The following is a 12,797-nucleotide window of genomic DNA, read 5'->3' as shown; positions in this document are numbered from 1 at the left end:
GTACGCCGCCGCGCGCCGGGCCTCCGCACAGGGAGGCGCCGACGCGCGGTCGCCGGGCACTGTCGTCTGCCCGGATCAGCGGCGCAGCGTCTTGCGCGCCGCCCAGTTCCCGAGGAACTGCAGACCCTGCACGATCACCACGATGACGATGACCGCAGCCCACGTGACGGCCGGGTTGAACTGGCGGTAGCCGTATTGGATGGCGAAGTCACCGAGACCACCTGCGCCGATCGCACCGGCGATGGCCGACATGTCGACGAGCGCGACGACCGCGAATGTATAGCCGAGGATGAGGGGCCCGAGGGCCTCGGGAACGACAACCGACCATACGATCTGGAAGCGCCCCGCTCCTGCGGACCGTGCGGCCTCCACCACGCCTGGCGACACCGTGAGCAGGTTCTGCTCGACGAGGCGCGAGATACCGAACGTCGCAGCGAGCGACATGGCGACGATGGCCGCTTCTGCCCCGATCCCCACACCGACGATCATCCGTGAGACCGGCTGCACCGCAGCGATGAAGATGATGAACGGGATGGGTCGGAAGAAGTTCACGATGATGTTGACGATCGTGCTGACGACCGGCTGCTCGTAGAGGTTGCCCTTGCGCGTCAGATACAGCAGCAGGCCGACGAAGAGTCCGCCGACGCCACCGAAGACGAGGCTCAGGGCCACCATGTAGAGGGTGGCGCCTGTGGCTTCGAAGAGCTTCGGCAGCAGGTCGATCACATCGTTCATGCGGCACCTCCAGCGTTGGTGTCCTGGAATTCCGTCACGACGGCGAGTTCCCTGATCTGGTCGAGCGCTCTGCGCTGCGCTGCGGCATCGCCCTGCAGGGCGAACGTCAGGTCGCCGAACGACCGACCGCGGATCTCGTTCATGCCTCCGTAGACGAGCTCGACGGTGATGCCGGCGTCGTGCAGGATGCGCAGCGCCTGGCCCTGGTTCGTCCGCCCGTCGCGGAAGCTCAGCGTCACGAGAGTTCCCGGGTGTCGCGCATGCAGGTCGGACCGCAGGGCAGCATCCGGAACTCCCTGGACGACCGTTGAGACGAACCGCTGGGTCGCGGGCGCCTGCGGGTTCGCGAAGATGTCGAAGACCTCGCCCTGCTCGACGATCTTGCCGTGCTCCATGACGGCGACGTGACTCGCGATCTCCTTCACGACGTCCATCTCGTGGGTGATGACGATGATCGTGACCCCGAGCTCCTGGTTGGCCTTCTTGAGCAGCTGCAGCACGTCGGCCGTGGTCTGCGGGTCGAGGGCACTCGTGGACTCGTCGGCGAGCAGGATGCTGGGATTCGTTGCGAGCGCACGGGCGATGCCGACACGCTGCTTCTGACCGCCGGAGAGCTGGTCGGGGAAGGCGCGGGCCTTCTCAGAGAGCCCGACGAACTCCAGGAGCTCGGCGATGCGCTTCTCTCGCTCCGCCTTGGGAGTCTTCGCGACGCGCAGCGGATACGCGACGTTGCCCGCGACGTTGCGGGAGTTGAAGAGGTTGAACTGCTGGAAGATCATGCCGATGCCCGCGCGCACCGAGCGCAGCTTCGTCTCGCTGAGCGTCGTGATGTCGACGCCATCGACGTGGATGCTGCCGGACGTGGTCGGCTCGAGCGCATTGATGAGGCGCACCATGGTCGACTTGCCAGCCCCCGAGTAGCCGATGACCCCGTAGATGTCGCCGGCCTCGACGTTGAGCGAGACGCCGTCGACGGCTCTGGTCGCCGGGGCTCCGCGCTTCGGCGACGGATACTCCTTGACGACGTCGGTGAGTGTGATGAGGGCCATGTGTTCGCTCTCGCCTTCTTTCACGGTCGAACCGTGTGGGTGGTGCTGGTGGACGACGTCGGGACGCCGTCCGTCGGTGCAAGCGAGATCGCCGCCCGAGGCCTGATGATCATCATCGGGTCCCGAGCGGCGAGCACGCGAGCGGTGGGTTCTAGCCCTGCGCTTCGATCTCGGCGACGAGCTCGTCGAGCGTCGTCTGCAGCTCGTCGACGGGGGTCTTGGTGAGCACGGCGGTGTCGCCGAACGTCTCCTTGACCGAAGCCGCGACTGCCTCGGAGTTCTGGTAGATCTCGACCAGCTTCAGGTAGTTCGCGTTGTCGGCGTTCTCGGCCGACGTGACGAAGATGTTGATGTACGGGAACGCGGAGGCGTTCTGGGGGTCATCGCGAGTGAGCGCGTCTTCCGTCGTGAGGCCTGCGTTCTCGACGAAGTCGTTGTTGATGATCGCACCGGCGAGGTCGGGCAGCGAGGTCGCCGTGAGCGAGGCCTCGAGCTCGGTCACCGTGACGCGCGACTCGGGGAGCACGTCGTCGAGGGTCGAGAACGGCGAGCCGCCGTCCTTGAGCGAGATGAGACCGGCTTCCTGGAGCACGAGGAGGCCACGTGCGCGGTTCGACGCGTCGTTCGGCACCGCAACCTCGGCGCCATCCGGGATCGCCTCGACGGAGTCGTACTGCGAGGAGTAGAAGCCGAGGGGGTAGATCGCCGTCGAGCCGATCGGCACGAGGTCGTCGCCGCTGGCGGCGTTGTGCTGCGCGAGGTAGATGATGTGCTGGAACGCGTTGACGTCGAGCTCACCCTCGGTCGTCGCCGGGTTCGGCTGGTTGTAGTCCGAGAAGTCGACGAGCTCGACCGTGAGGTCCTGGGCTGCGGCCTCCTCGACGAGCACCTCCCAGTACGGGTCGGATGCGCCGACGACGCCGAGCTTGATGGTGTTCTCATCGGATGCGCCGGTGGAGCACGCGGAGAGGCCTCCAACGAGGGCGATCGCGCCGATTGCTGCGGCGATCTTGGTGAGACGTGACATGGAGGAGGGTCCTTTCAATGCGGCGCGCAAGCGCCGGCCATCCTCTAAGGCTCTAGAGGGCCTCGCAAGAAGAGCCACGAGGCGTCGCAAGAATAAGAGAACAGCGGGTCTCCGCGCCGATACATCCTGACACGTTGCGTAACAGTCCACTGACGGGGTCATGAACGCAAGAATGTTGCGCTCTGATCCGCATTCAGCTCAGGGGAGGAGCCCCAGCTGCCTCGCCTTGGCAAGAGCTTGGTAGCGCGAGCTCGCATCCAGCTTCGTCATTGCCGTACCGAGGTAGCTCTTGACGGTGCTTTCGGTCAGGATCAGCTTTCCGGCGATGTCCCGATTGGAGAGTCCGAGGGCGATCTGCCCGAGCACGTCGAGCTCCCGCGGCGAGAGCCTGACTGGTGCCTCGGTCGACTCGACAGCTTTCGAGTGCTCCCGATCGCGGGGGTCGCCGTGATCTCCGGCGAATCTGACAAGCCGCTCCTCGACGCCTCGAAGGCGCGCACGGACGCGCGCGTCGCCGAGCATCGACGAGACCTCGCGCAGATCGGAGAAGGTGCCCCGCAGCTCCTCCAGCTGGGCTGCGGTGAGTCCGCCGGATCCGAGTTCGGAGATGCTCGCGGACCCCACCCGCATTCGGCGCCTCAGCTCGTCTCGGAGACGCAGCTCATCCTCGACCTTCTTGCCGAGGGCGACGGCCTGACCGAGCGACATCGATTGGGAGTCCGGAGCCGCGCGGAACCCGCCGTAGAGCACGCCCCGAACATGCTTGTCGACGATGACCGGAACCGCCATGAGGCTCTGGACGTCCTCAGACAGGACCTGCACGTCGTAGTCGTGCGTGATGCGGCTGCTACCGCGGTAGTTCGTCGTGACCTTCGCGCGACGCTCCAGCATCGCGCGGCCGCCGAGTCCTCGACCGAGCTGCACTCGCAACCCGACCAATCCACGACCCTGATTCCCGCAGATCGTGTGCACGTTCGTCGTGTCGCGATGGGTGGGTCCGCCGAACGAGAGTGAACACCCCGTGGTCTCGCGCAGGCGGGCGACGGCCTCGGCGAAGACGTCCGCCTCAGTGGCTGCCTCTGGGAACATCATGTGGTCACTACCAACTTCCGGGGGTAGTTCGATACTTCGTCGTATGCGTAGCGTGGATGCTATCACGCAGGCAATGAGGCTTTCGTGTTCGCAACGATGCGAAGAAGCCCCGCCTTTTGCCGTCGAGAACTGCACGCACATATCTGACGAACGCAGCAATGCACTGAGGCAAGGAGGCCCCATGCGACACGAAACGTCATCTCAACCGCCAGGCGGAATCGACTACGTCGCATTCGAGGAAGCGGCTGAATTCAAGGAGCTGAAGAAGCGCCAGCGCTCCTTCGTCTTCCCACTCTCGATCTTCTTCCTGGTCTGGTACGGCGCGTACATCATCGTGGCCGCCTACGCGCATGAATTCATGGCCACCCCGGTCTTCGGCAACATCAACGTGGGTCTGCTGCTCGGCATGGGCCAGTTCGTGACGACCTTCGCGATCACCATGTGGTACGTCTCCTACGCCAACCGGCGGCTCGATCCGCTCGCGAACGACCTTCGCGTTGAGCTCACCAAGGCGGACCAGGCATGAGCGGGCAGCTGCTGGCACCCCAGGCCAGCGCTGTCGCGAACAATGACCCCGTCCTGAATATCGCGATCTTCGCGGCATTCGTCGCGGTCACTCTCTTCATCGTCATTCGCGCAAGCCGCAACAGCAAGACCGCAGCCGACTACTACGCCGGCGGGCGATCCTTCTCCGGAACCCAGAATGGGTTCGCGATCTCGGGTGATTACCTGTCAGCAGCGTCGTTCCTCGGCATTGTCGGCGCTATCGCCATCAATGGCTACGACGGATTCCTCTATTCGATCGGCTTCCTCGTCGCCTGGCTCGTCGCTCTGCTGCTCGTCGCCGAGCTCATGCGCAACACCGGCAAGTTCACGATGGCAGACGTGCTCTCGTTCCGCCTCAGGCAGCGTCCGGTGCGCGTCGCCGCAGCCCTCACGACCCTCGCGGTGTGCTTCTTCTACCTGCTCGCGCAGATGGCGGGAGCCGGCGGCCTCGTCGCCCTCCTCCTCGGCATCACCGACGACATCGGGGTCGCGATCGTCGTCGCCGTCGTCGGCGTGCTCATGATCATCTACGTGCTCATCGGCGGAATGAAGGGCACCACCTGGGTGCAGATCATCAAGGCCTTCCTGCTCATCGGCGGCGCGGGGGCGATGACCATCTGGGTGCTCGTCATCAACGGCTTCGATCTCTCCGCGCTCCTCCAGGCGGCGGTCGACAAGGCGGCCCTCGACGGTGCGGAGGATCCGGCCGCGATCCTCGCGCCTGGCCTGCAGTACGGCAAGAACCCGATCGACTTCGTCTCGCTCGGACTCGCGCTGGTGCTCGGCACAGCTGGACTCCCGCACGTGCTCATGCGCTTCTACACGGTGCCCACCGCCAAGGAGGCCAGGAAGTCGGTGGTCTGGGCCATCTGGCTCATCGGCGGCTTCTACGTCTTCACACTCATCCTCGGCTACGGCGCAGCGGCACTCGTGGGGGCCCCGGCCATCAAGGATGCGCCAGGAGGCGTCAACTCTGCGGCCCCGCTGCTCGCTCTCGAGCTGGGCGGGCCGATCCTCATGGGCTTCATCTCGGCGGTCGCATTCGCCACGATCCTCGCGGTCGTCGCGGGCCTCGCGATCACGGCTGCCGCATCCTTCGCCCACGACATCTACAACAGCGTCGTGAAGCGTGGAACGGCGACCCCAGAGCAGGAGGTGAAGGTCGGCAAGTACACGGTGGTCGTCCTCGGTGTCGTCGCCATCGTCGGTGGCATCGGCGTGCAGGGGCAGAACATCGCGTTCCTCGTGGCACTCGCCTTCGCTGTCGCGGCCAGCGCGAACCTGCCGACGATCCTGTATTCGCTCTACTGGCGCAAGTTCACGACCCGTGGGGCGCTGTGGAGCATGTACGGCGGACTCGCGACGGCCATCATCCTGATCGTCTTCTCGAAGGTCGTCTCCGGCGCCGAGACGGCGATGCTCGGCGAGGGAATCGACTTCGCCTGGTTCCCACTCAACAACCCCGGCATCGTCTCGATCCCGGTCGGGTTCTTCCTCGGCTGGCTCGGCTCAGTGCTGCCGCAGAAGAAGGAAGACCCTCGGGTCGCCGCGGAGATGGATGTGCGCTCGCTCACGGGCTACGGCGCGGAGGAGGCCGTCGAGCACTAGGAAGCTCGCTGCACCGCGTTCGTCGACACGTCGCGTCCGCGAATGGTCGCTCTGACTCGCTCAGGGCGGCCATTTGCGCGTCCGCGTTGTCTCGGTGCCACAACGCACATGAGGTTCCGCAGGCGCGTGGGTAGCGTGGGCCTGTCCACGATGCACATGGAGGTGCGGATTTGACGCAGTCAGCGGAGACAGGTTCCCTCGCGGGGAAGACCATCATAATGTCGGGCGGCAGCCGCGGCATCGGACTCGCAATCGCGAAGCGCGCCGCGCGTGACGGTGCGAACGTCGTGCTCCTCGCCAAGACCGGGGATCCACATCCGAAGCTGCCAGGGACGGTGTACACGGCCGCTGAGGAGATACGCGAGGCCGGCGGACGCGCGCTGCCGGTCGTCGGCGACGTGCGCGACGACTCCGACCTGCAGCGGGCGGTCGACAGCGCCGTCGCCGAGTTCGGCGGCATCGACATCGTCGTCAACAATGCGAGCGCCATCGATCTGCGCTCGACGCTCGACATCGACGAGAAGCGCTACGACCTCATGCACCAGATCAACCAGCGCGGCACATTCATGCTCTCGCGGGCGGCCCTGCCGCACCTCCTCGAGTCACCGGATGCGCGCATCCTGTCGCTCTCGCCGCCCCTCAACCTCACCCCCCAGTGGCTCGGCGCCTACCCGGCGTACATGACCGCGAAATACGGAATGACGCTCGCCACGCTCGGTATCGCGGCCGAGTTCGCTGAACGGGGTGTGGATGCGAACACCCTGTGGCCCCGCACCACCATCCAGACAGCAGCGGTGGCCAACATCATCGGCGGCGAGGAGCTCATGCGCCGCAGCCGCACCCCTGAGCTGTACGCCGACGCCGCCCACGCGGTGCTCGCCGCCCCGCGGGGCCGGTATCGAGGACAGACGCTGCTCTGCGAGGACGTGCTCGCAGACTCCGGCGTGAGCGACCTCAGCGTGTACTCGCCGGGAGTCGACGCCTCTGAGCTCCACCCCGACGCCTTCGTCGACTAGGCAGACAAGAAAGAACCCCGGTCAGATTTCTCTGACCGGGGTTCTTTGTCACCGTGGAGCCTAGGAGATTCGAACTCCTGACATCCTGCTTGCAAAGCAGGCACTCTACCAACTGAGTTAAGGCCCCGTTCGGGTGGAAACGATACCAACCTTCAGTATCGAACCGTGGGGCTACCAGGACTTGAACCTGGGACCTCTTCGTTATCAGCGAAGCGCTCTAACCGCCTGAGCTATAGCCCCCGAAGCGACTGCCCCAACATACACGAAAAGTGCACGTCAAGGGAAATCGAGCCGCTAGCTGTTCGTGAAACCGAACACGAGGCCCCCCGTGACCTTCACAGCGAGGTTGTAGAGGAACGCCGCAACTGCGCCGAGGGCCGTGCCCGCGACGAGGTTGAGGAGTGCGACCACAAGGGAGAACAGCATCAGCTGAGGCAGGGTGACGAAGTCGTCGACTCCCACGCCGGCCGAGCCGGAGACATCATTGAGCAGGTCGTTGACGCTTCCAAGCACACCCGTGTTCTCGATGACGGTCCACATCAGGAACGTCGCGACGATCGTGATGATGCCGAAGCAGATCGACAGGAGGAAGGAGAACTTCACGACAGACCAGAAGTCGATGTGCACCAAACGGAGGCGCACCTGCTTGCTCGCAGTCTTCTTGCTGGACTTCTGGGCCAGCTTGTCAGCAACGCTCGTCATAGATCAGTACCTCAGTCTTCGGTCTCGTCCTGCTCGAACGACGTGACAGAGTCTGCCACAGTCTCACTCTGGGCACTCTCGGCTGGGGCAGTCTCGCCGTCAGCTGAGCCTGCAGACGCTCCCTCGAGGGCGGAGTCGGCGGCGGTGACGTCCGTCTCACCGTCCTCACCTTCCTCGTCTTCCTTCTCGAGTTCGCGGTCGGCGTTCTGCGCGATCGCGATCACGTAGTCGCTGCTGTCGAGCCTCGCGAACGTCACGCCCATGGAGTCGCGTCCCGTCACCGAGACCTCGGCGACGTTGGAGCGAACGACCTTGCCGGAGCCGAGGATGACCAGGACCTCTTCGTTGTCGTGGACGAGCAGCGCGCCGGCGAGGCCGCCGCGCTCCTCGTTCAGCTTCGCGACCTTGATGCCGAGTCCGCCGCGCTTCTGGATGCGGTACTGCGACACCGACGTTCGCTTCGCGTAGCCGCCCTCCGTGACGATGAACACGTAGGCATCGTCGCTCGAGGTGACCGCGGCCGTCAGCAGGTAGTCGCCGTCGCGGAACGACATTCCCTTGACGCCCGAGGTCGACCGGCCCATGGGCCGAAGCGCCTCGTCGTTCGCCTCGAAGCGAAGCGACATTCCGAGGTGCGAGACGCAGAACACGTGGTCCGACTCGTCGGCGAGCATGGCGGAGACCAGCTCGTCCCCTTCGCGAAGGTTGACCGCGATGATGCCAGCCTGACGGTTCGTGTCGTACTCCGTGAGCGCCGTCTTCTTGACGAGCCCCTCACGCGTCGCGAGGACGAGATACTGCGCCTGGCGGTAGTCGCTGATGTCGAGGATCTGCGCGACCTTCTCATCGGGCTGGAGCGGCAGGAGGTTCGCGATGTGCTGCCCCTTCGCGTCCCGTCCCGCCTCCATGAGCTCGTACGCCTTCGCCCGGTACACGCGGCCCAGGTTGGTGAAGAAGAGCAGCCAGTGGTGCGTCGTCGTCACGAAGAACTGCTCGACGACGTCATCCGCGCGGAGCTGCGCGCCCTTGATGCCCTTGCCGCCGCGGTGCTGCGAGCGGTAGTTGTCGCTGCGCGTGCGCTTGATGTAGCCGCCGCGGGTCACGGTGACGACCATCTCTTCCTCGGGGATCAGGTCCTCGTCGGTCATGTCACCGCCGGAGCCGCGCAGGATCTCAGTGCGACGATCGTCGCCGAACTTGTCGACGACCTCCTGCAGCTCTTCGCCGATGATGGTGCGCTGGCGCGCTGGGTCGGCGAGGATCGCCTTGTACTCGGCGATCATGGCCTCGAGGCGGGCCGCGTCTTCCATGATCTTCTGGCGCTCGAGCGCCGCGAGGCGGCGGAGCTGGAGGTTCAGGATGGCGCTTGCCTGCAGCTCGTCCACGTCGAGCAGCTCCATGAGGCCGGTACGCGCCTCTTCGACGGTCGGCGACCGGCGGATGAGCGCGATGACCTCGTCGAGCATGTCGAGGGCCTTGAGGTAGCCGCGGAGGATGTGAACCTCGTCCTCGGCCTTCTTGAGGCGGAACTTCGTGCGACGCACGATGACTTCCACCTGGTGCTGCACCCAGGCGGTGATGAAGCCGTCGATGGCGAGCGTGCGCGGAACCCCGTCGACGATCGCGAGCATGTTCGCGCCGAAGTTCTCCTGCAGCTGCGTGTGCTTGTAGAGGTTGTTCAGCACGACCTTGGCGACGGCGTCGCGCTTGAGCACGATGACGAGGCGCTGTCCCGTGCGGCCGGAGGACTCGTCGCGGATGTCGGCGATGCCGGAGAGGCGCTGATCCTTGACCAGCTCGGCGACCTTGAGCGCGAGGTTGTCCGGGTTGACCTGGTACGGCAGCTCGGTGATGACCAGGCACGTGCGTCCGTGGATCTCCTCGATCGCGACGACCGCGCGCATCGTGATGGAGCCGCGACCGGTGCGGTACGCCTCCTGGATGCCCTTGGTGCCGAGGATCTGCGCACCGGTCGGGAAGTCTGGACCGTGGACGCGCTCCATGAGCGCATCCATGAGCTCCTCACGAGAGGCGTCCGGGTGCTCGAGGTGCCAGAGCGCGCCTGCTGCGACCTCGCGGAGGTTGTGCGGCGGGATGTTCGTGGCCATTCCGACGGCGATGCCGACGGAGCCGTTGACAAGGAGGTTCGGGAAGCGAGCGGGCAGCACGGCAGGCTCACGCGTGCGGCCGTCGTAGTTGTCCTGGAAGTCGACGGTGTCCTCGTCGATGTCCCTGACCATCTCGAGCGCAAGCGGCGCCATCTTCGTCTCGGTGTAACGGGGGGCGGCGGCGCCGTCGTTGCCGGCGGAGCCGAAGTTCCCCTGGCCGAGCGCAAGCGGGTAGCGAAGGGACCACGGCTGCACGAGGCGGACCAGCGCGTCGTAGATCGCCGAGTCACCGTGCGGGTGGAACTGCCCCATGACGTCGCCGACGACGCGGGCGCACTTCGAGAACGCCTTGTCCGGGCGGTATCCGCCGTCGTACATCGCGTAGATGACACGACGGTGCACGGGCTTGAGCCCATCCCGGACCTCGGGCAGTGCTCGTCCGACGATGACGCTCATCGCGTAGTCGAGGTACGAGCGCTGCATCTCGAGCTGCAGGTCGACCTGTCCGATGCGGTCGCCGCCGTCGGCGTTGGTGGTTGTGACGCGTTCTTCAGCCATAGAGGTGCCTGTGTGCCTTAGATATCGAGGAAGCGCACGTCGTGCGCGTTCTGCTGAATGAAGGTCCGGCGAGATTCGACGTCCTCGCCCATGAGCGTGCTGAACACGGCATCAGCCGCCTCAGCGTCGGTCACCTTGACCTGCAGGAGCGTGCGCACTGCGGGGTCCATCGTCGTCTCCCAGAGTTCCTGGTAGCTCATCTCGCCGAGGCCCTTGTAGCGCTGGATGGCGTTGTCCTTGGGGATGCGTCGGCCAGCTGCCTTGCCGTCTGCGAGCATCGCGTCGCGCTCACGGTCGGAGTACGCGAAGTCGTGCGCGGCATTCGACCACTTGATGCGGTACAGCGGCGGCTGGGCGAGGAAGACGTACCCGAGCTCGACGAGCGGACGCATGTAGCGGAACAGCAGGGTGAGCAGCAGGGTCGTGATGTGCTGACCGTCGACGTCGGCGTCTGCCATGAGGATGATCTTGTGGTACCTGACCTTGTCAGGGTCGAAGTCGTCGCCAAGGCCGGCTCCGAAGGCCGTGATCATGGACTGCACTTCGTTGTTCTGCAGCGCACGGTCGAGGCGGGCCTTCTCGACGTTCAGGATCTTTCCGCGGAGCGGGAGGATCGCCTGCGTCTCGGGATCACGGCCCTGGACGGCGGAGCCGCCTGCCGAGTCACCCTCGACGATGAAGACCTCAGAGCGAGTCGGGTCCTTCGACTGGCAGTCCTTGAGCTTGCCGGGCATGCCGCCGGTCTCGAGGAGTCCCTTGCGCCTGGTCTGCTCGCGTGCACGGCGGGCGGCGAGGCGGGCGGCGGATGCCTGACCGGCCTTGCGGATGATGTCCCTCGCCTGCGAGGGGTTGCGGTCGAACCAGTCCTGGAGGGCCTGTCCGACGATCCGCTGCACGTAGGACTTGGCCTCCGTGTTGCCGAGCTTCGTCTTCGTCTGGCCCTCGAACTGGGGCTCGCCCAGCTTGATGGAGATGACTGCAGCGAGGCCTTCGCGGACGTCTTCGCCTGAGAAGTTCTCGTCCTTCTCCTTGACGAGGTTCTTCTCCCTCGCGTAGCGGTTCACGACCGTGGTCAGCGCTGCACGGAACCCCTCGAGGTGCGTGCCGCCCTCCTTGGTGTTGATCGTGTTCGCGAACGAGTGGATGGATTCCGAGTAGGAGTCGATCCACTGCATGGCGAGCTCGAGCGAGATCTTGCGCTCGGTGTCCTCGGCGTTGACCTCGATGATCTCCTCGTGGACCGGCTGCTTCTTCCGGCGGCTGACGAGGTGCTGCACGTAGTCGACGAGACCGCGCTCGAACAGGTACGTCTGCGAGCGCTTCTGTGGGATCTCGATCGACTCGGTGACGCCCTTCGGCTCACCCGTCTCGGTGCGCTCCGCCTCGTCGATATCGGCGGCGGACTCGTCCTGCAGCTCCGTGATCTGAGCGGCGAGCCCATCACCCTGGAGGGTGGACTGGTCACGGTCGTCGGCCAGCGAGATGCGGAGGCCCTTGTTCAGGAACGCCATCTGCTGGAAGCGGGCGCGCAGCACTTCGAAGTCGTACTCGACGGTCTCGAAGATCTCGGAGTTCGCGTAGAACGTGATGGTGGTCCCGGTGTCTTCCGTCGGCTCACCCTTGCGGATGTCGCCCGTCGGGACGCCGTTCTCGAAGTCCATCTCCCATTCGAAGCCGTCGCGCTTGACCTGAGCGATGAGGCGGTACGAGAGCGCGTTAACCACCGAAGAGCCGACACCGTGGAGACCACCGGAGACGGCGTAGCCACCGCCACCGAACTTGCCGCCGGCGTGGAGCTTGGTGAGGACCACCTCGAGAGTGGAGATTCCCTCGATCGGGTGCAGCTCGACGGGGATGCCTCGTCCGTTGTCGCTCACGCGCACGGCGCCGTCTTCCTGGAGCGCGACCTGGATGTCGTCGCAGTACCCCGCGAGCGATTCATCCACAGAGTTATCCACAATTTCGTACACCAGGTGGTGCAGGCCCTCGGGGCCTGTCGACCCGATGTACATGCCCGGGCGCTTGCGCACGGCCTCGAGACCCTCGAGCACCTGGATCTGCCCGGCGCCGTAGTCGTTCTCGACGCGATCGTTCTGCGAGCGGGTCTCAGCCACTTCAGCGGGCGCCTCGCTCAGCCCTTCCGCCGCAGTCTGGCCTTCCGACGTTCCTGGACCGGCCGACTTCCCCGCATCTTCTGGCGTCTCAGTCGTGTTCTCGGGGTCGGAAGTTTCTGATGCCATAACTCGGGCGTCTCCTTGCTGTGTGGCGACATGCAAGATCCGCGTTGCGAGCAAACTCGCACGACGCGGATCCAGCGACTGTTCAGTCTACCAAGGAACCCGGCCCGAAGCCCGAA

General features: G+C 65.3%; 10 protein-coding genes and 2 tRNA genes. 3 read left to right on the top strand and 9 right to left on the bottom strand.

Going from position 1 to position 12,797, the window contains the following annotated elements; genetic code table 11:
* Window positions 1-75: 75 nt before the first annotated feature.
* From C5E07_RS15160 to C5E07_RS15145, 4 genes are all read right to left on the bottom strand, one after another.
* Window positions 76-735, bottom strand: coding sequence for a methionine ABC transporter permease (locus C5E07_RS15160; protein ID WP_104244057.1), 660 nt, complete (start codon window positions 733-735; stop codon window positions 76-78).
* Complete coding sequence (locus tag C5E07_RS15155) at window positions 732-1,784, bottom strand: methionine ABC transporter ATP-binding protein (RefSeq protein ID WP_104300356.1); 1,053 nt, start codon at window positions 1,782-1,784, stop codon at window positions 732-734. The genes C5E07_RS15160 and C5E07_RS15155 overlap by 4 nt, the downstream gene beginning before the upstream one ends.
* A gap of 151 nt (window positions 1,785-1,935) precedes the next feature.
* The gene (locus tag C5E07_RS15150) at window positions 1,936-2,811 is read right to left on the bottom strand and encodes a MetQ/NlpA family ABC transporter substrate-binding protein (RefSeq protein WP_104244053.1); all 876 of its coding nucleotides are present in this window, start codon (window positions 2,809-2,811) and stop codon (window positions 1,936-1,938) included.
* A gap of 198 nt (window positions 2,812-3,009) precedes the next feature.
* A complete protein-coding gene (locus tag C5E07_RS15145) occupies window positions 3,010-3,903 on the bottom strand; it encodes a LuxR C-terminal-related transcriptional regulator (protein ID WP_181058070.1) in 894 nt (297 codons plus the stop codon).
* Between the two features lie 181 nt (window positions 3,904-4,084).
* Here C5E07_RS15145 and C5E07_RS15140 point away from each other — a divergent pair, with 181 nt between their 5' ends.
* From C5E07_RS15140 to C5E07_RS15130, 3 genes are all read left to right on the top strand, one after another.
* Window positions 4,085-4,429: a DUF485 domain-containing protein gene (locus tag C5E07_RS15140; protein ID WP_104300354.1), complete on the top strand. Its 345-nt coding sequence runs from the start codon at window positions 4,085-4,087 to the stop codon at window positions 4,427-4,429.
* Complete coding sequence (locus C5E07_RS15135) at window positions 4,426-6,057, top strand: cation acetate symporter (protein WP_104300352.1); 1,632 nt, start codon at window positions 4,426-4,428, stop codon at window positions 6,055-6,057. Before C5E07_RS15140 ends, C5E07_RS15135 begins: the two co-directional genes overlap by 4 nt.
* 170 nt (window positions 6,058-6,227) lie before the next feature.
* Entirely contained in the window at window positions 6,228-7,073 is an 846-nt protein-coding gene (locus C5E07_RS15130; RefSeq protein WP_258063980.1) for an NAD(P)-dependent oxidoreductase, read from the top strand.
* A 54-nt stretch (window positions 7,074-7,127) separates the two neighbouring features.
* Here C5E07_RS15130 and C5E07_RS15125 read toward each other — a convergent pair.
* The 5 genes from C5E07_RS15125 to gyrB form a co-directional block, all read right to left on the bottom strand.
* A tRNA-Ala gene (locus C5E07_RS15125) sits at window positions 7,128-7,200 on the bottom strand.
* Between the two features lie 39 nt (window positions 7,201-7,239).
* Window positions 7,240-7,313 (bottom strand) — tRNA-Ile (locus C5E07_RS15120).
* 54 nt (window positions 7,314-7,367) lie between these two features.
* On the bottom strand, window positions 7,368-7,775 hold the full coding sequence (locus tag C5E07_RS15115) for a DUF3566 domain-containing protein (RefSeq protein WP_104244042.1): 408 nt from the start codon (window positions 7,773-7,775) through the stop codon (window positions 7,368-7,370).
* A gap of 11 nt (window positions 7,776-7,786) precedes the next feature.
* Window positions 7,787-10,441 carry a DNA gyrase subunit A gene (gyrA, locus tag C5E07_RS15110; RefSeq protein WP_104300348.1) on the bottom strand — a complete coding sequence of 885 codons (2,655 nt, stop codon included), beginning with the start codon at window positions 10,439-10,441 and terminating at the stop codon, window positions 7,787-7,789.
* Window positions 10,442-10,458: 17 nt separating this feature from the next.
* Window positions 10,459-12,681, bottom strand: coding sequence for a DNA topoisomerase (ATP-hydrolyzing) subunit B (gene gyrB, locus C5E07_RS15105; RefSeq protein ID WP_104244038.1), 2,223 nt, complete (start codon window positions 12,679-12,681; stop codon window positions 10,459-10,461).
* Between the last annotated feature and the right edge of the window lie 116 nt (window positions 12,682-12,797).

Source organism: Pseudoclavibacter sp. RFBJ3, assembly GCF_002931375.1.
In the GTDB taxonomy this organism is placed as follows: domain Bacteria; phylum Actinomycetota; class Actinomycetes; order Actinomycetales; family Microbacteriaceae; genus Pseudoclavibacter.
This window is presented reverse-complemented; position numbering and strand designations above follow the sequence as displayed.